Genomic DNA, 24,341 nt, shown 5'->3' on the forward strand with positions numbered 1-24,341 from the left:
GGCTCACCACTGCACTGTCCTTGTTTTACCGCTGTTGAGGTTGCTTTGACCCTGAGTTCTCCGCATTTTCGGCATACTCACAGCCACACGTCGGGCGCTCTCACAGCAAGGCCCTACCTTAATGAAAATCATTTTCATTATCAACTCGGCGTGCGAGCCTCGGGGCCACCCGTTACCGCCGAGCGGATCAGGGACGACACCGTCCGCACCGGCGCGGTCATGACAACGACTCCTTGACGATCGGGTGAACTCGGCTACCGCCACGACCGGTAGCCGCGGAACGATCACGCAGCCAGTAGTCGGCTGGCCGGGCGGAAAAGTTCCCCTTAATCGGTGTCCCAACTGCCCGGCAACATCGGCGCCGCTGGCCCGCTTCCGAACTCGTCACCCGCTAGCGTCGTCAGCCCCGCCGCCTCGGCGCTCCCCACCGGCGCCGTTCCGGCAAAGCCCAGCGACCCCGCGCCGCGATCCGATGCCACCGGCAGGCCAGGATCGGGTACCGGCCCGTCATCCGGTTCCAGGTCCACGTACTCGTAGCCGCGATAGTGGTCTCGCATCGTCGCGCGACGGCGCCGCCGCGCCCGCTGCCTTTCGGACACCGATGCCGCCGCCGGCGCGGCGGCCGCGGCGGAACGCGGCTCGGATGACTTGCGCTGCGCGCCGCTGCCCATGCCGGAATCGGTGCCGATGCCGGGTCCACCGACCAGATAGGGGAAGGCGAGTGCCTCGCCGCCGGTCACCGGCGGCGGCGGTGCCGCGGTAACCGGGGCCGAGGTCGGCGTGGGCGCCGGAGCGGGGGCGGAGACCGGGGACGACGCCGGCGCGGCGACGGGAGCCGCGCTCACCACCGGGGCGCTGCTGACGGCCGGCGCGCTGGGCGCCTGCGGTATGGCTGCGGGCACGGCGGCTGGTTCCGGAATCGGGTCCGCGGCAGGCTGGATCCCGGCCAGCAGGGTCAGACCGGCTACGCCTCCCCCAAATCCCGCGGGCACGATCAATGGAATGGCCGCAAGCTGCGGGAAGGTCTGAAGGGCCTCCCCGAGGTGGGTGAACTCGTCGGCGATCAGTCCCGCCGGCCCGAAGATGTCCTCGAGCAGATCCTCGATTGCGTCGGCCGGATCCTCGGGAAATTCCGCCAGATCTTTTCCTATCGTCTGGAAGATCTCGAGGAAGCGGTTCACCCACCAGCTCAGCTGGGTCGGGTCACCGCCGTCGTTGTCGACGATGCCCGTATCGTCGTCGTCTTCGCCGCTGCTGTCGCTGGCGTTCATGATGGGGGGCGCCGGATCGGTCGGCGGCGCGGACGCTACCGCCGCGGTCGAGACCGCCTGATAGGTCGTCATCGTGGTGGCCGCCTGGACCCACATCCGGGCGTAATCCGCCTCATTGAGGGCGATCGGAATCGTGTTGATGCCAAAGAAATTCGTCGCCACCAACACGCCGTGGACGGTGTGGTTGGCGGCCAGCTCCGGCAGCGTGGGCATGGCGGCCAGCGCTGCGGTGTAGGCCGTGGCCGCGGTCTCGTGCCGGGTCGCGGCCACCGCGCTGTTTGCGCTCGCCCGCATCAACCACGCGAGATAGGGCAGGTGGGCGGCCGCGTACCGTTCGGCGGTGGGGCCCTCCCACGCCCCGGCCTGCGCTGCGGCGAGGGTCGCTGAGAGCTCGTCGGCCGCCGACGCGTAAGTAGCGCTCAGCGAGCTCCAGGCGGCCGCGGCGGCCAGCAGGCCGGCCGGTCCGGGACCGGTGCTCAGCAGCGTGGAATGGACTTCCGGTGGCAACGCCATCCATACGGGTGCGGTCATCCTCCGGACTCCTTGCCGGCTGAAACCGATGCCGCCCGGGCTGTTGGACGGCGCACTGATCAGCCCGTCATTAGTCGGGGGGCGGCGCGCAAAAGTTCCGGCGCGAGGTCAACTCATCGAAAACTCATGAAAAGGCGACCGCGGAAGTCAGGCCTTTACGGCGCTCACCAGGGTGTTGCGCGCGATCATCGGGCCGGCCTCGGTTTCCGGTCCAGGCACCGGGCGGCCGACCCGCCGAAGGTAGTCGGCCAACGGAGTGCCGACCGCATTCCAGCCGTGGTTGCCGAACCAGTCGGTAGCCGGCGCATGCCGCTCGTTGTAGACCAGCTGGAAGAACACGCGCCCGTCGCCCTGCGCGGTGGCCGCGCGTTCTTCGGCGACCGCGGCTTCGAAGTCCTCGGGCTCCATCGGGGCGCCGTCCTCGACGGCGACGTGGCTGCCGTGGCCGGCCAGGCCGTCGATACCGGTGAACAGCTGCTCTTCGGCCGCTGCCGGGAGGTAGATCAACAAGCCCTCGGCAATCCATGCCGACGGTTTGGCGGGGTCAAAGCCGCTGTCGCGCAACGCTTGCGGCCAGTCGTCGCGCAGGTCGATGGCGATCTCACGACGCTCGGCACGCGGTTGGGCGCCGGCGCCGGTGAGCACGTCTCGCTTGAAGTCCAGCACTTGTGGCTGGTCGAGCTCGAAGATCGTCGTCGCGGCCGGCCAGTCCAGCCGGTAGGCGCGCGAGTCCAGGCCCGCCGCCAAGACGACCACCTGACGCACGCCCGCGTCCGCGGCACGACGGAAATATTCGTCGAAGAACTTGGTGCGGGCGCCCTGGAAGTTGACGAAGTTCTCGCCGAAGTCGGCGGTCTTCAGCTGGTGGTCGGGCTCCTTGCCGTCGAGGACGTCCGCCCACGAACCGCCGACTGCGCGGCAGAAGACCTCCGCGTACGGATCCACGGCCAACGGGTCGGCCTTTTGCGCCTCCAACGCCCGCGCCGTTGCCACGAACAACGCGGTCGACCCCACGCTCGTGGTGATGTCCCAGGTATCGCCTTCGCTACGCACGAAGACCACACTACGCCCCGCGGCCGACAAACCCTTTCCGGTGGCGCGCAACGGTAATGGCGCTCGCCGTTACCTGCGGCCGCAGCGGCTGCCGTCGGCCCCACCCCCGCGGGGACAGCCGTGAGCCGATGCAACTGATCGCTCAATGCGGGTAGGCATAGGGGTTGGGCGGGGCGTCGATGCGGGTGACCGAGGTGGCCTGCAGTATCGGAATCGCCGGCGAATTCGGTTGTCGCGGAGTGGGTATGACCTGCCCTTGGACCCGAAGCCAGGTGTTGTCCGGCAGGCCGGCCGCGGCGCCGGCGGCCGGTCCGCGCAGGTGAATGCGCGCCAGCTGAGCGTCGGCCGCACAGCAGATGATGACGATGCGACCGAGGTCGACGCCCTGGGCCTCGTTCAATACGAAGCCGGTCATGGTGATCGACCGGTTCGTCAACGATCCGGTCGAGTCGTGCGCTTCGCGCATCAGCACCTCGGGGAGCGAGACCTCTGGAGAAGGCCCGGGCGGCAGCGGCGGAAATGCCCTGTTCAGAACATCATTGGATACCGATGTCACGGATGGGGCGGCGGCCGAGGGCCGAAGCGCCGGTGGCGCCACGAACATCAGCACCAGGACGGCGACCACCAGCAACCAGGCGATGCCGGTCCGATGGGAATGCTCGTGGCCCTGATCACCGGTTGCGTCACCGACTCGCGGCCCGCCGCGACGAATGTCACCGATGACCGCGATCAGCGCCAGACCGATGAGTACCACCGCTGATCCGATCAACCATGGCAACAGCCCGGGTTTGACGTAGCGGGTGAACACGCCGGACACGGTGATCATGGCGATGCTGATGCCCACCAGGAGCAGCACGGTGTTCTCGGCTTCGCGGCTCATCACCGGGCGCCCAGGACGAAAAGCCCGATCGCGCAGGCGCTTGCGGTGGCCACCAGGAAAGTGCACGGCGCAAAGCGCGCGGCGAACGCGCGGCCGAACATGCCCGCCTGCATGGCGAACAATTTGACATCGACGGCCGGCCCGACGACCAGAAACACGAGCCGGGGCACCAGCGGCACCATCGTCATGCTGGCGGCCACGAACGCGTCGGCCTCCGAACACAACGCGAGCACCACCGCCAGGGCTGCCATCGACGCGACGCCCAGCACCAGGTCAGTCGCCAGATGCGTGAACACCCACTGCGGCATCGCGACGTGAAGCAACGCCGCTGCGGCAGCGCCGAGCACCAAATACGATGCGGCCTGCAGAAAGTCGTGACGGGCCGCCTCGACGAAGGCCACCCACCGCGGTTCGGTCCGGATTCCCCCGGCGGGCAACCGGCGGGTGATCCATTCCGCGCGGCCCCACCGCGACCACGCCCAGCCCATGACGACCGCGGTCAGCAGCGACGCCCCCATGCGGGCGAAGACCATGCGGGGTTCGCCCGGGAACGCCACCGCCGTGGCGACCAGGACGACCGGGTTGATCGCCGGCGCGGCCAGCATGAACGTCAACGCCGCGGCTCCGGTTGCCCCGCCTTCGCCGAACAACCTGCGCGCCAACGGAACTGACCCGCATTCACACCCCGGTAGCGCGACACCACCGAGGCCGGCCGCCACCACCGCCAACGCCGGCCGGCGTGGCAACCAGCTCGCCAGCCGCTGCGGCGACACAAACACCGCGATCAATCCGCTGACCACGACCCCGAGCACCAAAAAGGGAATCGCCTGCACGAAGACTCCGCAGAACACGGTGCCCACCGTCGAGAGCGCCGCGCTGTTGAACACCGCGTTGCGCAGGGTCGTGGCGGCCAACGCGCAGGCCAACAGAAGGGCGACCAGCACTTCCATCGACCCGACGCGTAACCGGCGCCCGGACTTCAGCGTCTCCACCGGGTCATTATCTCAGCGCGCACCAACAAGGGGTTTCGGGACGATTCGCCAGGCCGCGATGGTCGACCCGTCGTCACGGGCGCTACTCGTTCCCTTCATCGCTGCGCGGCGCCCGGTCGCCGGCGCCCTCGGTGCTCCAGGTGCCCGGCATCATCGGCAGCGTCGGGCCGCCGCCGTATTCGTCACCGGCCAGTGTGGTCAATCCGGCGGCCGCTGCGGCCATGTCCCGGCGGGCGGTCCCGGCGAAGCCCAGTGTGCCGGCGCCCCTGCCGGACGCCAGTGACGCGCCCCAGTCGGGGTCGACATCGACGTTCATATCCATGAACTCGTCCCCGCTTTGTGTCGCGCGCCGACGCCGGCGCGCCCGGGCGGATTGCCGCGCGGCCGCGGCCGCCACCGCTGCGGCGCTATCCGGTTCGGGTGCTTTCCTTTTCGCGCTTGTGCCGGCGCTCGCGCTCATGCCCGAGCCCGTTCCCATCCCCGGGGGGCCGATGACGTAGGGCGGAAAGAACCCCGCTCCGGGTGTGACCGGGGCCGGCGCTGCCGGTGGCGCACTGGCCACGGTGTTTGCGGTAGGGGTGGGCGCGGGCGCCGGGGCCGAGGCAGGTGCCGCAGCGGTCGCAACGGGGCTCGGGGCCATTGCGACGGCGGGCAGGGCGGGGGGCGCCGGGGGTGGGATCGGCATGGGCGCCGGGACGACGGCCGGTTGGGGTATGGCCGCCAAGCCGGCCAAGCCGGCGAACCCGCCGACGGCGCCGAAGGGAGCGGCCGCGAGCAGCAGGGCGGGGGCCAGCAACTCCGGCATGCTGGTGAAGATCTCGAGGATGTGCGTCGGCCAGTCGAACAGCGCCAGCTGAACCAGATACTGGAAGGCCAAGGCGGGATTGTGCACCAGGTAGTAACCGAACTGCTCGAAATCCTCCAGCAGTTCCAGGGCGCGCACCACCCAGAAGATGGGGTCCGCGGCGTTGGTATAGGCGTCGTAGTCCAGCCCGTTCACCGTGCCCTCGGCGGGGTCCCAGTCGATCCCGAAGTTTTTCAGGATCTTCGCGATGAAGTCGTTGAGCGGATTGTCGATCTTGGGATCGTGAAACGGGCTCCCCGAATCATCGTTCGAGGCATCGGATTTCACGATCGGTGGGGCCGGATCGGGTTGCGGTGTCGACGCGACGGCCGCGGTGCTCACCGCTTGATAGGTGGACATGGTGGTGGCCGCCTGGGTCCACATTCGCGCATAGTCGGCCTCGTTGACGGCGATGGGTATTGTGTTGACGCCGAAGAAGTTCGTCGCCAGCAGGACTCCGTGCACAACGTGGTTGGTGGCCAGTTCCGCCAGCGTGGGCATGGCCGTCAGGGCTGCCGTGTAGGCCGCAGCGGCCACCTCGTGCTGACCGGCGGCCGTGGCGCTGTCGGCGCTCGATTTCGCCAACCAGGCCAGGTACGGCGCGTGCGCGGCAGCATAGGACTCGCTCGTGGGCCCCTGCCATGCACCGGTCTGCACCCCCGCCAGTAATGTGCTCAATTCGTTTGCGGCAGAGGCATATTCGGCGCTCAGTTGCGACCACGCACTGGCCGCGGCCAGCAATGGCCCGGGTCCGGGGCCGCTGCTGAGCAGCGCGGAATGCAGTTCGGGCGGCGAGGCCATCCAAATTGGCGCCGTCATAGGCACTCCTCAGGCTGGAAGGGTTACCAGGGTGAGGAGCTTAATGAATATGATTATCGTTTTCAAGCAGCCGGGCCTGCCGGCTTGCGCCGTCACACGAGCGGGCGGCCCTTCTTGATCCTGCGGTCCAGGTCGTGCAGCAGGATGTTGAACGGGAACTGCCGGATGAACCGCGGTAGATACCGGTTCACCGCGGCCAGTACGGCGATCAACCTGTCGAAGCGGCGTTGCTTGGTTGCGTCCCAGGGCAGCCGCATCTCGTCACGAAACCGCTGCGGCAAGAAGCCCGTGGTGATCAGCAGCGCGAAGCTGTCGGAGCGGCGCTGCAGCCCACGGGGCAGTCGAACGCCCCGAATCCGGTTGGCGGCAATGGGAAACAGGTACTCACGCACGGCGTCGTCAATGTGCACCTTGGCCAGCGACTCTTCCCAATAACGGTCGAACGCCGCACGGTCGGCGGGCCACATCTCCGGCGGCACCTGCAAAGTGGTGGCCAGTGTCATGCCCTCGCGGTAGTGACGGTCGGCCTCCTCGCCCTCGAGTTCACCGATGAACATGCGGTAGATGTCGACGCCGCCCTTGTACAGGCAGGCCCCCACCCATAGCTGCAACGCGGGATCGAAGGCGTTGTAGGACACCGGGCTTGCCGCGGTGGAGTACACCTGCGCATGGGCGCGGTTCACCGCCCGGCGGAACGCGTCCTTCTGGGCATCGGTGCCATTGGTCGCCACGGCCAGGTAGGTGAAGGTCGTGCGGGCGCGTTTGATGGGGTGCAGGTCGACCCGACCACTTTCGACGCGGCTCTCCATTACGCCGTATCCGACGCCGGGTTGCGCCAATTGCATGATCACGTTCGCCGGGCCGGCCAGCAGTGCGACTCCCATCAAGCCCTCGTCGATACCCAGCAGTCGTCCCCGCCTGCGCCGCCGGGCGCGGGGCGGGTCGGTGACTCTGCGCTCGACGTGCCCAACCGGTTGGTGCACCGGTTCGTGAATTGCCATGGTCAGGTCCTCCCGCAGCGCGTCGCTAATGTGCGAACGCTTGTTTCCTGATATTGTCGCGGCCGGGCGTAAGTGTCAAGATGGTTTCCATGAGCGAGAGCGTGCGGCCGTATCGCGGGGTCGAGGCCGCTGAGCGCCTGGCCACCCGCCGCAACCGGCTGCTCGCCGCGGGCCTGGACCTGCTCGGGGCGGAGCGGCAGAACATCTCGGCGGTCACCGTCCGCGGCGTGTGCCGCAGCGCCGGTCTGGCCGCCAGGTACTTCTATGAGAGCTTCGCCGACAAGGACGAGTTCGTCGCCCGCGTCTTCGACTGGGTTGTCGCCGAGTTGGCCGCCACCACTCAGGCGGCGGTCGCCGCGGTGCCGGCCGATGAGCAAACCCGCGCCGGCATGGCGAACATCGTGCGCACCATCACCGAAGACTCGCGCGTGGGGCGGCTGCTGTTCAGCACGCAGCTGGCCGATCCGGTGGTCGTGCGCAAACGCGCGGAGTCCAGCGCGCTGTTCGCCATGCTGTCCGGTCAACACGTCGGCCAGGCGCTGCAAGTTCCGGCGAACGAACGCATCAAAGCCGCAGCGCATTTCGTGGTCGGCGGCGTGGGACAAACCATCAGCGCCTGGCTGGCAGGTGACGTCCAACTGGAGCCGGACCAGCTCGTCGATCAGCTGGCGGCGCTGCTCGACGAGCTCGCCGAGCCAAACCTGTACCGCCTCATCGAAACACGTGCGGACGCATAGAGCTCGCCGCCAAGTCACCGGATCACGGGAACAGCGGTAAATCCCAGAGCCGCATGCCGGGATGCAGCAGCCACAACCGCATCATGGTGAGCCGCATGATGCGCACCGCGCTGGTGATCAAGAAGATCGCCAGCGGCACCTCGATCAGCACCGCCGTGATCACCGACAGCCAGATGTCCTTGGGCCCAGCGGTCATCAGGTCGAACCAGGCGTCGCAGATCAGCAGGACCCCCGTCGTGAACGCGGCGAGCACCAGCAGCTGACGGCGCAGGTACCCGAGCGCCGCCGTGGTCAACATGAACCCGACCAGCAGCACGTCGAAACCGATCCAGGTGATGGGCCAGTTGTGCGCGACGTAGTTCTCGGGCAGCGTCACCGACAGGTAGCCCAGCCACGGCACCATCGCCATGGAGCCACCGATCATCAGGCTCAACCGGATGCGCCGCACCCGCGCCAGGAAGTCCGGGTCGATCACGTCACCGAGCGGCTGCTCCAGCCTGGTGATCAGGTCCCGGCGCTGCTGGGGCGTGAGCGCCGCGATCTGCGCGTCGGTCAGAATGCCGTCGGTCATCAAAACACCCTCCGGCTCGGCCCGGTCGGATCAGTGCGCCGCACCCACCGGGGGCCGGCGCTCGGCGGCGGTCCTGGGCACCGCCTTGGCATCATCGCTGGCGAATTCCTTTACCCAGCAAGCGAATTCAAGGGTAATGCCGTCCGGGTCCTGGAAGTAGAACGAGCGCACGTAGACGCCGGGATGGACGGTCGCGGACACCTGCATGGGGCTCTCGTCGTGGTTGAGCACGGGCCCGACCCGCACCCCTTTGTCCTTGAGGAGCTGACGGTAGGCGTCGAACTTCTCGGGTGGCACGTGGAAGGCCAAGTGGTTCATGGTGCTGACGGCGCTGGTGATATCGCCGATGCCCGGGATGGCGCCCGGCGACGAGATGCCAGGCACCCGGTCGGGGGCGTCGGCGAACCAGAAGAATGCGACGCAGTCGCCGTTGCCGGCGTCGAAGAAGAAATGCTGACCCGCCCCGCCCGGTAGATCCAGCGATTTGATCAGCGGCATGCCGAGGATATTGCTGTAGAAGTCCACCGTTTTCGCCATGTCCGAACACACCAGGGCGACATGGTTGATCCCGCCGAGTTCGAATTCCGTGTTGGTGTTGTGCGGCTTGATCATCTGGTGGCTCCCCTCGGTCCCCGGCTTGACGATCCTGGCCAAGATCCAAATCTGAATCTAACATCAGTTTCAGTTTTAGCCCAGGGAGGTGCGCAGGTGTCGACCGCGGCGTCCACCGCCGGCCGGGGCGGCCGGCCCGCCGAGCTTCCCACCGTTCGGGGCAGGCGCACGCGGGCGGCCATCGATACGGCCGCCCGGACCGTCATCGCGCGCAAGGGCGTCCTGGCCACGACCATCGCCGACATCGCCGCCGAGGCCGGCCGGTCGGCGGCGTCGTTCTACAACTACTACGACTCCAAAGAGGCGATGGTGCGTCAGTGGGCGCTGCGCTTCCGGGACGAGGCCAACGAGCGCGCGCTCTCGGTGACCGGGCATGGTTTGTCCGATCGGGAGCGCGCGCACGCCGCCGCTTCGGCGCACTGGCACACCTACCGCAATCGGCTCGCCGAGGTGATCAGCGTGTCGCAGCTGGCGATGATCAACGACGACTTCGCCCGATACTGGGCCGAAATCTGTGAAATACCAATATCATTCATAGCCGATTCGGTCCGACGCGCCCAGGCTCAGGGCTATTGCCTCGACGACGATCCGCGGCTGCTCGCCGAGGCCATCGTGGCGATGTTCAACCAGTTCTGCTACCTGCAGCTCGGTGGGACCCGCGCGGCGGAACCCGATGATCGGGCCTGCATCCAAACCCTGGCCAACATCTACTACCGAGCCATCTATGCGTGAGGGGGACCGCTGAATTGACTCGTCGCACCGGTGCCGGAGTGATCCGCGAATTCGTCGGGCTGCCGTCCCCCACCGCGGGGCGCGCGGGCGCGGGCGGGCACCCGTGCCAGGGTCTGTATCACCGGGGGGTCGGACGCAAACCCAAAGTGGCGATGATCGCCACGCACTACCAGATCGACTTCTCCGAGCACTACCTCGCCGACTACATGGCCACTCGCGGCGTCGGGTTTCTGGGCTGGAACACCAGGTTCCGCGGCTTCGAAAGCAGCTTTCTGCTCGACCACGCCCTGGTCGACATCGGCGTCGGCGTGCGCTGGCTGCGTGACGTTCAGGGCGTGGATACAGTTGTGCTGTTGGGAAATTCGGGTGGCGGCTCGCTGATGGCCGCGTACCAGTCACAGGCCGTCGAACCGAACGTCACCCCGCTGGACGGAATGCGTCCGGCGGCCGGGCTGACCGAATTGCCGCCCGCCGACGGCTACGTGGCCACCGCCGCCCATCCCGGGCGTCCCGAGGTGCTCACCGCCTGGATGGACGCCGCCGTCGTCGACGAGAACGACCCCGTCGCCACCGACGCCGACCTCGACCTGTTCAACGAGCGCAACGGCCCGCCCTACTCGCCGGAATTTCTCGCCCGCTACCGCACCGCGCAGGCCGCGCGCAATCACGCGATCACCGACTGGGCCGAAACGGAGCTCAAACGTGTTCGCGCGGCGGGGTTTTCCGATCGCCCCTTTTCCGTGATGCGGACCTGGGCCGATCCCCGCATGGTCGACGCCGGCATCGAGCCCACCAAACGGCAACCCAACATGTGCTACGCGGGCGTCCCGGCCAAGGCCAACCGCTCGGCGCAAGGGATCGCGGCGGCCTGCACGCTGCGCAACTGGCTGGGCATGTGGAGCCTGCGGGTGGCGCAAACCCGCGCCGAACCGCACCTTGCCCGAATCACCTGTCCCGCCTTGGTGATCAACGCCGAAGCCGACACCGGAGTGTTTCCCTCCGACGCCCGGCGCATTTTCGACGCACTCGCCGGCACCGACAAATCGCAGGCGTCGGTGGACACCGACCACTACTTCACCACCCCGGGCGCACGCAGCGAGCAAGCCGACACCATCGCGCAATGGATCAGCAAGCGATGGCGCTGACACGTCTCGACCATGTCGCCGGCGCCTGCGCGAAAGACGCCCTGGCCCATCTCGTCAACCAACCGACTGGTTGTTAGCTTGGAAGGTACGTGGCCGACGCGGCCTCCTGCAGCAACGGAAGGCGACCAATGCCGATCGCGATAAATCCCGAGCATCAAGACCTGGCCGATTCCGTGCGATCACTGGTGACGCGCGTCGCGCCGTCGGAGACGTTGCACGCGGCCATGGAGACGCCCCTCGAGAACCCCCCGCCGTACTGGCAGGCCGCCGCCGACCAGGGCTTGCAGGGCGTTCATCTCGCCGAATCCGTCGGCGGGCAGGGCTTTGGCATCCTCGAGTTGGCCATCGTGCTGGCCGAATTCGGTTACGGGGCGGTGCCGGGCCCGTTCGTGCCGTCGGCGATCGCCAGTGCCCTGATCTCCGCGCACGACCCGGACGCGAAGGTGCTCTCCGAGCTGGCATCGGGCGCCGAAATCGCCGCCTACGGCCTGAATTGCTGCGCGCTGACCGCCACCCGGCACGGTGACTCACTGGTGATCCGCGGCGAGGTCCGTGCCGTCCCCGCCGCGGCGCAGGCCTCGCTGCTCGTGCTGCCCGTTGCGATCGACAGCGGCGAGGCGTGGGTGGTGCTGCGCGCCGACCAGCTCGAGATCGAGCCGGTGAAAAGCCTGGACCCGCTGCGCCCCATCGCCGATGTGCGAGCCAACGCCGTCGAGGTCGCTGACGACGTCGTGCTGACCAACCTGAGCATGGCGACCGCGCACGCGCTGATGACCACGCTGCTGTCCGCGGAGGCCATCGGCGTGGCCCGCTGGGCGACCGACACGGCGTCCCACTACGCCAAGATTCGCGAACAGTTCGGCCGCCCGATCGGTCAGTTCCAGGCGATCAAGCACAAGTGCGCCGAGACGATCGCCGACACCGAGCGGGCCACCGCGGCCGTGTGGGATGCCGCCCGCGCTATCGACGAGGCGCGCGAAAACGGCTGGGACACAGCGGGTTCGCACGTCGCCTTCGCCGCCGCGGTGGCGGCGACGCTGGCGCCCGCGGCCGCCCAGCGGTGCGCCCAGGACTGCATTCAGGTGCACGGCGGGATCGGCTTCACCTGGGAACACGACACGAACGTCTACTACCGCCGGGCGCTGATGCTGGCGGCCTCCTTCGGCCGCAGTTCGGACTACCCACAGAAAGTCGTCGACACCGCGACCACCACCGGCATGCGTCCGGTGGACATCGACCTCGACCCCGACACCGAGAAGTTGCGGGCGGAGATCCGGGCCGAGGTCGCCGCGCTCAAGGAGATCGAGCGCGAGCAGCGCAAGGTCGCCCTCGCCGAGGGCGGCTGGGTGCTGCCCTATCTCCCGAAGCCGTGGGGCCGCGCCGCCAGCCCGGTGGAGCAGATCATCATCGCCCAGGAGTTCACCGCCGGGCGGGTGAAGCGGCCGCAGGTCGGCATCGCCGCGTGGATCATTCCGTCGATCGTCGCGTTCGGGACCGACGAGCAAAAGCAACGGTTCCTGCCGCCGACCTTCCGCGGCGAGATGATCTGGTGCCAGCTGTTTTCCGAACCCGGCGCCGGGTCGGATCTGGCCGGCCTCTCCACCAAGGCCACCCGGACCGACGGCGGCTGGCGCATCACCGGTCAGAAGATCTGGACCACCGCCGCGCAGTACTCGCAGTGGGGTGCGCTGCTGGCCAGGACGGACCCGAGCGCCCCGAAACACAATGGCATCACGTACTTCCTGCTGGACATGAAAAGTGAAGGCGTGACGGTCACGCCGCTACGCGAGCTCACCGGCAACGCGATGTTCAACACCGTCTACATCGACGACGTGTTCGTGCCCGACGGGTGCGTGCTCGGCGAGGTCGACCGGGGCTGGGAGGTCAGCCGCAACACGCTGACCGCGGAGCGGGTGTCGATCGGCAGCAGCGACGCGAACTTCCTGGCCACCCTGCCCCAGTTCGTCGAGTTCGTTCGCGACGGCCACTTCGACCAGATCGCCCAGCATCGGGCGGGCCAATTGATTGCCGAGGGCCATGCGGCCAAGGTGCTCAACCTGCGTTCGACGCTGTTGACGCTGGCCGGTGGGGACGCCATGCCGTCGGCGGCGATCTCCAAGCTGCTGTCCATGCGTACCGGCCAGGGTTACGCCGAGTTCGCGGTCTCGTCGTTCGGCACCGATGCCGCGATCGGCGACCCCGGCCAGCTACCCGGCAAATGGGGCGAATACCTGTTGGCCAGCCGCGCCACCACCATTTACGGCGGCACCTCCGAGGTACAGCTGAACATCATCGCCGAACGGCTGCTTGGCCTGCCCCGGGACCCGTAAAACGTCGCACAAAGCCCCAAAACAGGGCCATGCCGACCTGACTAGGTCAGGCCGGCATGGTTCCCCGGACGCGGTCGGCCATCCCGAGGGTTGGCGTGTCGGCGAGGGCCGTTACCGCGCGGAGATGGTGGTTACCACCACCAGTTCCACCAGTGCTGGGGGCCCCAGTAGCCACCGCCACGGCTCCAGTTGCCGTGCCCCCCATTGCCATTTCCCCGACCATCATGGCCGCCCCATCCGCGACCGCCGGGGCGATCGGGGATGAAGCCCGGTCCGCTGTGCGGCCCAGCACTGGCGAAGCTCGTGGTGGGTGCGGACGCCGGGCCGGCCTGAGCCGTGGGCGCGCCGCAAAAAAGCAGCGCGCCGGCCACAGCTCCGGCACCTATGGCACCTGCGGCCGCGCCGCGCAATGATCGCCGGGAGATCATCGAAGTCATTCCTTCCAACCACTCGCTATCGCTGATTAAAACGTTAGTTGCGCGTTTTCCGGCAAACAAGGCAGATTTGTCTTTTTTGACTGTGAATTAGATAACAATCACGCAACAGCTTTCGATATTCGGCAATATGATTTACGCATTCGTGCAATTTAACTTGTCCTCGAATACTGACGCGTTCTGGCATCAAAAACTCGATTTACGCAGCGCACAAAAGGTTTACTGAGGTACTGATCTGCGGACTACGTGTTCACTGATTTCAGGCTTTCCGTATCGACGGATGCGTTGATTCGGCGGTATTTCGAAAAATAGCCAACCGTGTCATTGGCCGCGCCGATTTAATGGTTGCCGAGCAAACAGCTACTTTCGTAACGTGCGGTGCTGAGGTGCCGCCGCGCATGCAGCAGAGTCCCCGGCCCGCGCGGCTCGTGACCGGAACGTAGGCGCCCGGCGACGCGACTTACGCCGGCGTCGGTGACAGAATCAGTATTGACACAACGGCACCGAGCGCTGATTTACTGATTGGCACTCACGGAGGAAGACACCGAAGTGAACTTCAACAGCGGCCACAGCGGACCCGGCGTTGGGGCCTTTCGCGCGCCTAACTCGGCCAACGGGCCCTCCGGGGACGCCGCCCCCACCGAACGTCTCAGTCTCGGGCAGGGCCGCCCGCGGATCGCCAGCCCGCCGCCGGCCGGCCAGCCGGGACGCACCCAGCGCACGCGCCGAACCGTCGACCTCGCGGCGGCCACTCACCGCGCACTCGACATCTGGCAGCGTGAAGCCGCCGACCGGCTGGGAGTCGCCCGGGTGACCGGGCAAGAGGTGCTCACGGCGCTGATCGATCAACTACTGGTCGACCCCAAGCTCACGGCGCAAATAACCCGCGCCATCAAAGACCGGCGCTAACCCGCCCAACGAACGGACGCCCGCCGCCCCCGAATGGGCTATTCGACGTCCATTTCGCGCAATTCGCGCTTGAGGATCTTGCCCGTCGGGTTACGCGGCAACTCGTCGAGGAAGACCACCTCACGAGGCACCTTGTACTTGGCCAACTGGTCCTTCACGTGCTTCTTCAGGGTGTCCTCGTCGACGTCGGAGCCGTCCTTCTTGACCACGAAGGCGCGCAAGCGGTGACCCCACTCCTTGTCTTCCACACCGATCGCCGTGGCCTCGACCACCTCGGGATGCCCGCTGAGGCAGTCCTCGACTTCCGCGGGGAAGACGTTCTCGCCGCCCGACACGATCATCTCGTCGTCGCGGCCGCTGATGTACAGCAGGTTGTGCTCGTCGAAGTAGCCGACATCGCCCGAGGACAACAGCCCGTCGATGATCTGCTTCTTGCCGCCGCCGGTGTAACCCTCGAACGGGAAGGCGTTGCCGACGAAGATGCGGCCGACCTCGCCCTGCGGCAGCTCCTTGCCGTTTTCGTCGTAGATCTTGACCTTGACGCCTTTGACGACCGGTCCCGCCGTCGACGGGTTGTGCTTGAGGTGCTTGGGTTCGGCGATGGTGGCAAACGCGATCTCCGTCGAGCCGTACATGTTGTAGATGACGTCCCCGAGCTCTTTGAGACCCCGCTCGGCGACATCGGCGTTCAATGCCGAACCGGAGACGAAAACGATTCGCAGGCAAGACAAATCGGGCTTCTCGTCCATCTTCTCCAGGGCGTCCAGCATCCGGGACAACATCACCGGGACGACGACGATCGCGGTCGTCTTGTGCTTCGCGATGTCCTTCAACACCACGTCCGGCTTGAACTTTCGGTGCAGCACCAGCGTCGAGCCCAGGAACGCTCCGATGGTGGCGTGCAGGAAGCCCAGCGCGTGGAACATCGGCGCGGGAAGCGCCGTCACCTCGCCGGCCTTGAACGGGACATGCGACAGGATGCCGCCGATGGGTGCCAAGGTCGGCGGGGTGCTGCGGTTCGCACCCTTGGGGGTGCCGGTCGTGCCGCTGGTCAGGATGATGATCGACGAATGCTTGTCCGCCTTCGGTGCGGGCTTGCCGCTGCTGTGTTCGATCAGCTCGGCAAGTGTCTCGTCTTTGCTGCCCGACTTCTTGTCGGAGTCGGGATTGGTACCCAGCGCCCGCAGCTTGCCCAGCGGCGGGTCGGCCTTGCTGACGTCCTCGCAGTATTCGTCGTCGTAGATGATCAGCTTGGCGTCCTCGCGCTCGGAGACCTCCTTGATCTGTGGCCCGGAGAACGAGCTGTTCAGCAGGATGATGCGAGCACCGACCCGGGCGCATCCGAACTCGGCGATGGAAAACCAGCGGCTGTTGCGGGCCAGGATCGCAACGCCGTCGCCGCCCTTGACGCCCTTGTCCAGCAGGCCGTGGGCAACCGCGTTGGCGGCGTCGTCGAGCTCCTTCCACGTCAACTCGCCGTCATCGTCGATGATGGCCACCTTGTCCGGGGTGCGCCGCGCGTGCAGGGCGGGAAGCATCCCGATCTCGCCCCATTTGCGGATGTCGCTGACCATCGCGGCAAGGTTCTGGGGAGGCTCCAGCGGAAAGCCCCCGGCTTCGAGAATTTTGCGGACATAGTGCAGCTCCGCTAGACCGCGCTCCGCGTATTGCTGAACCTTGGAAACCGCCTGCCCGGGCAGGCCGATCAGATTAGGCATGGATCCCACCCTATGTGACGTCCGTCGCATTACCAGGGGTAAGTACCCACCGACTTACGATGATGAACATGGGTCCGGTTTCGCTGGAGGTGGCCGGGCGCGAGGTCACCATCACGCACCCGGACAAGGTGGTGTTCCCCCCGGCGAGCGCCGGCGAATCCGCTGGATTCTCCGCTGGCCCGTACACCAAGCTCGACCTGGTCCGCTATTACCTGGCGGTGGCCGACGGCGCACTGCGCGGCGTGGCCGGCCGCCCGATGATCCTGAAGCGCTTCGTCAAGGGCATCACGGAGGAAGCGGTGTTCCAGAAGCGCGCACCGGTCAAACGGCCGGACTGGGTCGACGTCGCCGAACTGCGTTACGCCCGAGGCACTTCCGCCGCCGAGGCGGTGATCCACGATGCGGCGGGGCTGGCCTGGGCGGTCAACCTGGGATGCGTCGACCTCAACCCCCATCCGGTGCACGCCGAGGACCTCGATCACCCCGACGAGCTGCGGGTGGACTTGGATCCGATGCCCGGGGTGCCCTGGCGCCGCATCGTCGACGTCGCGCTGGTGGCCCGCGAGGTGCTGGAGGACTACGGCCTGACGGCGTGGCCGAAGACGTCGGGATCGCGCGGCTTCCACATCTACGCCCGCATCGCCCCGCGCTGGGAGTTCCGCCAGGTGCGGCTGGCCGCGCAGACCGTCGCCCGTGAAGTCGAGCGGCGCCTGCCCGAGGCGGCGACCAGCCGCTGGTGGAAGGAAGAACGCGAAGGGGTGTTCGTCGACTTCAACCAGAACGCGAAGGACCGCACGGTCGCGTCGGCGTACTCGGTGCGGGCGACGCCCGATGCCCGGGTCTCGACCCCGCTGCACTGGGACGAGGTCGCCGGCTGCGACCCCGCGGCGTTCACCATCGACACCGTGCCCGACCGGTTTGCCGAACTGGGCGACCCGTGGGAGGCAATGGACGACGCCGTCGGCGAGCTCGACCGGCTGCTGGTGCTGGCCGAGGAGATGGGGCCGCCCGAACGCGCTCCGAAGGGGTCGGGCACGCGCGGCAGCGGAGCGGCAGGCCGGCGGCAATCGACGATGCCGCTGATCGAGATCGCCCGCACCAAGACCAAGGACGAGGCGCTGGCGGCGCTGGACGTCTGGCGCGACCGCTATCCCGCCGCGGCCCGCCGACTCGAGCCGGTCGACGTCCTGGTCGACGGGATGCGCGGGCCCAGTTCGATCTGGTACCGGATCCGGATCAACCTGCAGCACGTTCCGGGAGACGAACGGCCACCCCAGGAAGACCTGATCGCCGACTACAGCCCTTGGGACGGATACGGCGGAAAGCAGAAGCCGTCGACCTGACGCCGGGCCTCGCCTAGATCCCCACCCGCGTGACCGCGTTGTGCTTGCGCAGGTAGCAGTGCCACGTGACGCCGAGCAGGCCGAGGAAGAACACGATGTAGAACCGCAGCGCCGGTTCGATGCCGCCGAACTGCGACTTCGACCACGCGTACGCCAGCGGAACCACGAACCCGCCGAACGCACCCACCGCCGAGATGACGCCCAGCGCCCCGGCGGCCTGGCGGCGCATGGCCACCATGGTCTCCGGATCGCCCCCGGCCAGTTCGCCCTTGATCTTGAAGATCCGCGAAATCATCCGATAGGTCGAGCCGTTGCCGATGCCGGTCGCCACGAACAGGAACATGAAGCTGGCGAAGAACGCCGGCAGGTTGACCGCCTGCACCGACCACAACGCGGCCCCCGCCCCGATCGCCAGCATCACGAAGCTCGCGGCGGTGATGCGGGCCCCGCCGATCCGGTCGGCCAGCTTTCCGCCGAGGGGCCTGATGACCGATCCGATGCCCGCACCCAGGAAGGCCCACGCCAGGGCGATGTCACCGCGCCCGAAAACCGTCTTCAGCAGGGTGGGGAAGGCCGCCGAGTAACCGATGAACGACCCGAAGGTGCCGATGTAGAGCAGCGACATGATCCAGGTGTCGGGGTGCCGCAGCGACTCCAGCACCGGCCGCACGTCGGCCTTGGCCTCGGAGAGGTTGTTCATGAACAGGAACGCGCAGACCGCGGCCACGACGGCCAGCGGCACGTAGCACAGACCGGCGCGCGACAGCGCCATCCCACCACCGGCGATGACGATGGGCGGAATGATCTTTTGCACTACCGCCACGCCGATGTTGCCGCCGGCCGCATTCAGGCCCAGCGCCCAGCCCTTGTCTTTCTCCGGGTAGAAGAACGAGATGTTGGCCATCGACGAGGCGAAGTTGCCGCCGCCGAAGCCGGCGGTCGCGGCGATCGCCACCAGGGCGCCGAACGGCAGGCCCGGATGGCTCACCGCCCAGGCCAGCAGCAGGCACGGGATGAGCAGCAGCGCCGCCGAGATGGTGGTCCAGTTGCGGCCGCCGAACAGCGGAACCGCGAAGGTGTAGGGCAATCTCAGGAACGCCCCGACGCCACTGGGGACGGCGACCAGGCACAGGGCCTGGCTGGCGGTCAGCGCCCACCCGGACGCGGCGGGGTGGCCGGGTCCGCCGACCGCGGTCATGTGAACCACCACGATGCTCCACAGCATCCACACGCTGAATCCGACGTGCTCGGCGAAGATCGAGAAGATCAGGTTCCGGCGAGCGATCGGCTTGCCGGTGGTCTCCCAGAAATCGGGGTCTTCGGGCCGCCAGTCATCGATCCAGTGCCGTCCCGCATGACGCTCGCGCGTGGGCGCGGGCTGCGTTACGGGGCTGATGGTCGTGGTCATCTGGTGGGACTCCTGAGTTTCGTGAGGCGCGGGCAGTGACGATTCGACGCTAGAGATGCCCTGTTACCGGCCGGGGTGTGCACAGTTACGTGGGCGATACGCAGAAATCGCAACGGCCCTGCCCCGTTTGTCAGAACTCCGCAACGCAACGCATCCAGGGCAAGATGGAGGTCGCGTCGCTCTTCGCCGAATCCCGCCGAATCGACCACCCGCGGAGTCCTCAGCGATCTCGACCGCGACACTATGACCGTGCCGGAAGCGGCCGGCTGAGCCCCCGACGTTGCCACGGCCCGGATAGGAACTGCATTCATGAGCGATTTCGATGCCCCATGTGCGGGCGAAGGATCGGGTCTAGAACCCCCCGTCTCACCGCGCGTGCGCAGAGCATTCGGCATTCTGGAGCGGACGGCACCGCGACTGGGTGCGCGCTGGGCCATCGAACTGTGGTGCACACCGCCCGAGACGACATCGGCCCGCATGCCGCCCGGCGTGGGCGCCAGTGAACCTGTGGAAGCGTCATGGTCCGGTCACAGAATCGTCGGCGAAGCCTGGGGCCAGGGGCCGCCGGTGTACCTGATACACGGCTGGGGCGGATGCCGTGCGCACCTCGGAGTGTTCGTCAAACCCCTGCTAGCGGCGGGCCATCGAGTGATTGCCTTCGACCTCCCCAGCCACCAGGAATCCGACCCCGGCGGATTGGCGCCCGGCCGCACGACGATCGGCGAATGTGCCCAAGCGGTCAAAGCCATGGTGGACGCCTACGGGCCCGCGCACGCGATCATTGCGCACTCCCTGGGCGCCAAGGCCACCGCACTGGCGCTGTCCTGGGGAGCACGCGCGGAGCGCCTGGTCTTCCTGGCACCGATGGGCGGCTTCGCGTTCTACCTCGACTGGTTCGCGCAGCGGCACGGCTTCGGCCCGCGCATCCGCGACGCTCTGCACCGCCGACTCGACCGCCGACTGGGATTCCCGTTGCTGCATTCCGACCTGACCCATCTGGCCTCGTGCATCGACGATCCGCCTCCGCTGCTGATCCTGCACGACCCCGACGACCCCGACAGCCCCTTTGCGATGAGCGAGGACTTGGCCTCAGCGTGGCCGGGGGCAAGCCTGACCGCCACGCACGGCCTTGGGCGCCTCGCGCACTACCGGATCCTGCGCAACCCCAAGGCCGTGCGCGCGGCGGTCGCATTCGCCACCCAGGCGACGCCCACCGCAGCGCCGCGACCCGGCGAAACCGTACAAGCGCAGCTAGACCGGTAACTCACTATCCGCGACTGCGTACTTCCGCAACGCGCGCCCACGACGAGGCGCCGATGCGCGACAATCGGCGCATGCAGGTGACTGGGGCTCCCCTGGGGCTACGGGAGCGCAAGAAGATCAAGACCCGCCGCGCCATCAGGCGCGAGGCGTTTCGCCTCATCGAGCAGAAAGGGTACGCCGCCACCACCGTGGAACAGATCGCTGAGGCGGCCGACGTGTCGCCGAGCACCTTCTTCCGCTACTTCGGATCCAAGGAATCGCTGCTGCTGGCCGACGACCTCGACCCGCTGATCCTCGACGCGTTGAAGGCCCAGCCGCGCGACCTTTCTCCGGCGCAGGCCTTCCGCCGGGCCTACGAGGCCGTCATCGCCCAGCTGCCCGACGACCAGCTCGAGTTCGAGAGCACCCGGCAACGCCTGATGTTCTCCATACCCGAACTCAAGGCCGCGATGTACGACGAGTACTACCGCACCGTGACCGTCGCCGCCGAGGCCATCGCGCACCGGATCGGCCGTGCCGCAGACGATTTCGAAGTCCGAGTGTTCGCGGGGGCGTTGACGGGTGCCATGATGGCCGCTTTCGACGGCGCGCCGAAGACCGCCGACACGATCTATCGCGCCCTGGATTTCATGGACGCCGGCATGCCGCTGGGCTGACGGGTTCCAACCGCGCGGCGATGCATCTGAACGGGCGGAACGCGATACTCTCACGCGATGCGACAGGGATGGAATCGACGGGGATTCTTGCAGCTCGCAGGTGCTGCCGGGGTCGCCGCGATCGGCGGTGCGACCGCGTTCTCCTCGGGATGCTCGTCACGCAGTGCGGCTCCCGGAGCGACCCCGGGATCGGTGACGGTCACCCACCTGTTCGGTCAGACCGTCGTCAAAGAACCCCCCAAGCGTGTCGTCAGCGCCGGCTACACCGAACAGGACGACCTGCTGGCGGTCGGCGTGGTGCCGATCGCGGTGACCAACTGGTTCGGTGACCAGCCCTTCGCGGTCTGGCCCTGGGCCGCGCCCAAACTCGGCGGTGCGCAGCCGACGGTGCTGAACCTGGACAACGGCGTTCCCGTCGACCAGATCGCCGGCCTGAAACCGGACCTGATCGTGGCCGTCAACGCCGGCCTGGACGCCGACACGTATCAGAAACTGTCCGCGATCGCCCCGACCATCGCGCAGTCGGACGGCGAAGCCTTCTTCGAACCGTGGAAAGAACAGGCAACCACCGTCGGCCAGGCGGTCTTCAAGGCCGACCAGATGAAGTCGTCGGTCGACGGCGTCGACCAGAAGTTCACCGACATCGGCAAGAAGAATCAACAATGGACCGGCAAGAAGGCGCTGCTGATGCACGGCGCGCCGGAGCAGGGCACCGTCACCGCCACCATGGCGGGCTGGCGGACGGATTTCCTGAATCAAATGGGGCTGGTCATCTCCGACACCATCAAGCCATTCGGCACCGGTCAGCGGGCCATGATTCCGCGCGACCACATCAAAGCGGTGCTCGAGTCCGCCGACGTGGTGATCTGGACGACCCAGAGCCCGGACGATCAGAAGGCGATCCTGGCCGACCCCGAAGTCGCCGGGTCGCTCACCACCGCGCAGAATCGGAACATCTTCACCACGAAGGAACAGGCCGGCGCCATCGCGTTCGCGTCGCCGCTGAGCTACCCCGTCATCGCCGACCAACTGCCCCCGCTGCTCACTAAGATTCTGGGCTAGCCACCCGGGCTCGCCGCGGCTGTTTGAGCGTTTGCTAAGGCAGCTCTGGCAGTGCTCGAAAATCCGTCGCTACCCCTCGCACAGGCGCCGATCCCGGAGTTACCGTCGAGTAATGAGCGTGACGGATCTTAGCGGCGACGTCGCCCACCACCTGCCGACCGACCTCGTCGGTAACACCGTTGTGGACTACGGCGACCGCGCGCTGATGGTGCAATGCGGCAGTACCGCTGAGGTGCTGGCATGGGCGGACGCGCTGCGCGACGCGGCGGTACCGGGCGTGGACGACGTCGTCCCGGCGGCCCGCACGGTGCTGGTGAAGCTGGACGGCCCCCGCTACCAAGGCGTCATCCGCCAGCGGCTGCGTAAGCTGCGCGTGGCCGCCACCCCGGACGCCTCCTCGGAGCGCCGCGCCGACGTGGTCATCGACGTCGTCTACGACGGTCCCGACCTCGCCGAGGTCGCCGGCCACACCGGTTTGAGCATCGCCGGAGTGATCGACGCCCACACCGCAACGCTGTGGCGGGTCGGCTTCAGCGGATTCGCACCCGGTTTCGCGTATCTGGTCGACGGCGACGCCCGGCTGCGCGTGCCGCGCCGCCCGGAGCCGCGCACCTCCGTGCCGGCGGGTTCCGTGGGCCTGGCCGGTGAATTCAGCGCCGTGTACCCACGCCGGTCCCCCGGGGGTTGGCAACTCATCGGCCGCACCGACGCCGTCCTGTGGAATCTGCAGCGCCCGAACCCCGCGTTGTTGACGCAGGGCATGTGGGTTCAGTTCCGGGCCGTCTAGTCGGCGGCGATCGTGAGCGCGACGTAGCCGGGCGAAGCGGTTCGCCACCAATAGCTAAGGAGAGAGCCGTGGCAATCCTGGAGATCCTGCGCACCGGACCGTTCGCCGTGCTCCAAGACCGCGGTCGCCCGGGGCTTGCCCACCTGGGGGTGAGCCGGTCCGGAGCCGCCGACCGGCGCGCGCACAGGCTGGCCAACCGGCTGGTGGCCAATCCCGACGACCGTGCCACCGTGGAGGTGACGTTCGGTGGCTTCGCGGCCAGGGTCACCGGCGGTGACGTGGACATCGCGGTGACGGGTGCGGACACCGACCCGACGGTCAACGGAATCAAGTTCGGCACCAACAGCATTCATCATGTGCGCGATGGCGAGGTGATCTCGCTGGGCGTGCCCCGCGCGGGGCTGCGCAGCTATCTGGCGATCCGCGGCGGCATCTGTGTGGAGCCGGTGCTGGGCTCGCGCAGCTACGACGTGATGTCAGGCATCGGCCCGGCGCCGCTGCGGAGCGGTGACCGGCTGCCGATCGGCGAGCACACCGATGCCTATCCCGAATTGGACCAGGCGCCGGTCGCGGCCATCACCGGGGGCGCCGTCGACCTGTTCGTGGTGCCCGGGCCGCGTGACGATTGGTTCGTCGAGCCAGACCGCTTGGTGCACACGTACTGGATGGCGTCCGATCGCACCGACCGGGTGGGGATGCGGCTGACGGGCCGGCCGCTGCAGCACTGCTATCCGGACCGGCAGCTGCCCAGCGAGGGTGCTACCCGCGGCGCAATCCAGGTGCCGCCCAACGGTTTACCGGTGATCCTGGGTCCCGACCATCCGGTCACCGGCGGCTATCCGGTGATCGGGGTGGTGGTCGACGAGGACGTGGACAAGATCGCCCAGGTCCGGCCCGGCCAGGCGGTGCGGCTGCACTGGGCGCGGCCCAGGGCTTTGGTCGGCGCCCACTCCGGTGCCGCGAGTTGGCCCTTTTCCTAACGCATCTCGTGCGGGCATAGTCGGTGCGGGGGGCGGTACCGTATTCCAGCTCACACGAGCAGGCGCCTATGCGTGAAATCACTTGGTGGCGGTGCCGATTCAGGCTGGAGGAACCGCACACTCGCGCGCTAAGCAGCCCCCAGGGATCTACCAGACAATTGGTAAACAACTAACAGCCGATAACGGCCCCCTCCGGTTGACCCGCTCGCGTCGTAAATGTGAGCATCGGACCGCACGGCAAGGCATGCCCCATGATCTGGGGT

21 protein-coding genes are annotated in these 24,341 nt (G+C 67.6%); 11 read left to right on the plus strand and 10 right to left on the minus strand.

The window, feature by feature from the left end; translation table 11 throughout:
- Window positions 1-326: 326 nt before the first annotated feature.
- From AC5Y7E_RS07495 to AC5Y7E_RS07520, 6 genes are all read right to left on the minus strand, one after another.
- Window positions 327-1,802 carry a PPE family protein gene (locus AC5Y7E_RS07495; RefSeq protein ID WP_499948222.1) on the minus strand — a complete coding sequence of 492 codons (1,476 nt, stop codon included), beginning with the start codon at window positions 1,800-1,802 and terminating at the stop codon, window positions 327-329.
- 147 nt (window positions 1,803-1,949) lie between these two features.
- The gene (locus tag AC5Y7E_RS07500) at window positions 1,950-2,855 is read right to left on the minus strand and encodes a class I SAM-dependent methyltransferase (RefSeq protein WP_499948223.1); all 906 of its coding nucleotides are present in this window, start codon (window positions 2,853-2,855) and stop codon (window positions 1,950-1,952) included.
- Window positions 2,856-2,997: 142 nt separating this feature from the next.
- Window positions 2,998-3,735 (minus strand): TIGR03943 family putative permease subunit, encoded by a 738-nt coding sequence (locus AC5Y7E_RS07505; protein ID WP_499948224.1) that lies wholly within the window; start codon window positions 3,733-3,735, stop codon window positions 2,998-3,000.
- Window positions 3,735-4,727, minus strand: a complete 993-nt coding sequence (locus AC5Y7E_RS07510; RefSeq protein WP_499948226.1) for a permease — start codon at window positions 4,725-4,727, stop codon at window positions 3,735-3,737. The genes AC5Y7E_RS07505 and AC5Y7E_RS07510 overlap by 1 nt, the downstream gene beginning before the upstream one ends.
- Window positions 4,728-4,809: 82 nt before the next feature.
- Entirely contained in the window at window positions 4,810-6,390 is a 1,581-nt protein-coding gene (locus tag AC5Y7E_RS07515) for a PPE domain-containing protein (RefSeq protein ID WP_499948228.1), read from the minus strand.
- 92 nt (window positions 6,391-6,482) lie between these two features.
- Entirely contained in the window at window positions 6,483-7,391 is a 909-nt protein-coding gene (locus AC5Y7E_RS07520) for an oxygenase MpaB family protein (RefSeq protein WP_499917804.1), read from the minus strand.
- 89 nt (window positions 7,392-7,480) lie between these two features.
- Here AC5Y7E_RS07520 and AC5Y7E_RS07525 point away from each other — a divergent pair, with 89 nt between their 5' ends.
- A complete protein-coding gene (locus tag AC5Y7E_RS07525; RefSeq protein WP_499917803.1) occupies window positions 7,481-8,128 on the plus strand; it encodes a TetR/AcrR family transcriptional regulator in 648 nt (215 codons plus the stop codon).
- 22 nt (window positions 8,129-8,150) lie between these two features.
- On the opposite strand, the gene AC5Y7E_RS07530 is transcribed toward AC5Y7E_RS07525, so the two are convergent.
- Together AC5Y7E_RS07530 and AC5Y7E_RS07535 are read right to left on the minus strand one after the other, a co-directional pair.
- The gene (locus AC5Y7E_RS07530) at window positions 8,151-8,699 is read right to left on the minus strand and encodes a hypothetical protein (protein WP_499917802.1); all 549 of its coding nucleotides are present in this window, start codon (window positions 8,697-8,699) and stop codon (window positions 8,151-8,153) included.
- Between the two features lie 30 nt (window positions 8,700-8,729).
- Window positions 8,730-9,311: a VOC family protein gene (locus AC5Y7E_RS07535; RefSeq protein ID WP_499918232.1), complete on the minus strand. Its 582-nt coding sequence runs from the start codon at window positions 9,309-9,311 to the stop codon at window positions 8,730-8,732.
- A 96-nt stretch (window positions 9,312-9,407) separates the two neighbouring features.
- On the opposite strand from AC5Y7E_RS07535, the gene AC5Y7E_RS07540 reads away from it, so the two are divergent.
- The 4 genes from AC5Y7E_RS07540 to AC5Y7E_RS07555 all read left to right on the plus strand — a co-directional run bounded on the left by AC5Y7E_RS07540 (window position 9,408) and on the right by AC5Y7E_RS07555 (window position 14,861).
- Window positions 9,408-10,043, plus strand: coding sequence for a TetR/AcrR family transcriptional regulator (locus tag AC5Y7E_RS07540; RefSeq protein WP_499917801.1), 636 nt, complete (start codon window positions 9,408-9,410; stop codon window positions 10,041-10,043).
- A gap of 14 nt (window positions 10,044-10,057) precedes the next feature.
- Window positions 10,058-11,188: an alpha/beta hydrolase family protein gene (locus AC5Y7E_RS07545; protein WP_499917800.1), complete on the plus strand. Its 1,131-nt coding sequence runs from the start codon at window positions 10,058-10,060 to the stop codon at window positions 11,186-11,188.
- Window positions 11,189-11,316: 128 nt separating this feature from the next.
- Entirely contained in the window at window positions 11,317-13,518 is a 2,202-nt protein-coding gene (locus tag AC5Y7E_RS07550) for an acyl-CoA dehydrogenase family protein (protein ID WP_499917797.1), read from the plus strand.
- Window positions 13,519-14,501: 983 nt separating this feature from the next.
- Window positions 14,502-14,861: an ATPase gene (locus tag AC5Y7E_RS07555; RefSeq protein WP_499918231.1), complete on the plus strand. Its 360-nt coding sequence runs from the start codon at window positions 14,502-14,504 to the stop codon at window positions 14,859-14,861.
- 38 nt (window positions 14,862-14,899) lie between these two features.
- On the opposite strand, the gene fadD2 is transcribed toward AC5Y7E_RS07555, so the two are convergent.
- Window positions 14,900-16,579 carry a long-chain-fatty-acid--CoA ligase FadD2 gene (fadD2, locus tag AC5Y7E_RS07560; RefSeq protein WP_499917796.1) on the minus strand — a complete coding sequence of 560 codons (1,680 nt, stop codon included), beginning with the start codon at window positions 16,577-16,579 and terminating at the stop codon, window positions 14,900-14,902.
- Between the two features lie 59 nt (window positions 16,580-16,638).
- Between fadD2 and AC5Y7E_RS07565 the strand changes: the two genes are divergently transcribed.
- Complete coding sequence (locus AC5Y7E_RS07565) at window positions 16,639-17,922, plus strand: DNA polymerase domain-containing protein (RefSeq protein ID WP_499948230.1); 1,284 nt, start codon at window positions 16,639-16,641, stop codon at window positions 17,920-17,922.
- 13 nt (window positions 17,923-17,935) lie between these two features.
- On the opposite strand, the gene AC5Y7E_RS07570 is transcribed toward AC5Y7E_RS07565, so the two are convergent.
- The gene (locus AC5Y7E_RS07570) at window positions 17,936-19,330 is read right to left on the minus strand and encodes a NarK family nitrate/nitrite MFS transporter (protein WP_499948232.1); all 1,395 of its coding nucleotides are present in this window, start codon (window positions 19,328-19,330) and stop codon (window positions 17,936-17,938) included.
- A gap of 309 nt (window positions 19,331-19,639) precedes the next feature.
- Here AC5Y7E_RS07570 and AC5Y7E_RS07575 point away from each other — a divergent pair, with 309 nt between their 5' ends.
- The 5 genes from AC5Y7E_RS07575 to AC5Y7E_RS07595 all read left to right on the plus strand — a co-directional run bounded on the left by AC5Y7E_RS07575 (window position 19,640) and on the right by AC5Y7E_RS07595 (window position 24,078).
- A complete protein-coding gene (locus tag AC5Y7E_RS07575; protein WP_499948234.1) occupies window positions 19,640-20,593 on the plus strand; it encodes an alpha/beta fold hydrolase in 954 nt (317 codons plus the stop codon).
- A 71-nt stretch (window positions 20,594-20,664) separates the two neighbouring features.
- The gene (locus tag AC5Y7E_RS07580) at window positions 20,665-21,249 is read left to right on the plus strand and encodes an acyl-CoA-like ligand-binding transcription factor (protein ID WP_499948236.1); all 585 of its coding nucleotides are present in this window, start codon (window positions 20,665-20,667) and stop codon (window positions 21,247-21,249) included.
- Between the two features lie 57 nt (window positions 21,250-21,306).
- Window positions 21,307-22,311 carry an ABC transporter substrate-binding protein gene (locus AC5Y7E_RS07585; RefSeq protein WP_499948238.1) on the plus strand — a complete coding sequence of 335 codons (1,005 nt, stop codon included), beginning with the start codon at window positions 21,307-21,309 and terminating at the stop codon, window positions 22,309-22,311.
- Between the two features lie 112 nt (window positions 22,312-22,423).
- Window positions 22,424-23,098 carry a 5-oxoprolinase subunit B family protein gene (locus AC5Y7E_RS07590; RefSeq protein ID WP_499948240.1) on the plus strand — a complete coding sequence of 225 codons (675 nt, stop codon included), beginning with the start codon at window positions 22,424-22,426 and terminating at the stop codon, window positions 23,096-23,098.
- Window positions 23,099-23,166: 68 nt separating this feature from the next.
- Window positions 23,167-24,078 carry a 5-oxoprolinase/urea amidolyase family protein gene (locus AC5Y7E_RS07595; RefSeq protein ID WP_499948242.1) on the plus strand — a complete coding sequence of 304 codons (912 nt, stop codon included), beginning with the start codon at window positions 23,167-23,169 and terminating at the stop codon, window positions 24,076-24,078.
- The last annotated feature ends 263 nt before the right edge of the window (window positions 24,079-24,341 follow it).

This window comes from Mycobacterium sp. NGS17 (assembly GCF_059813205.1).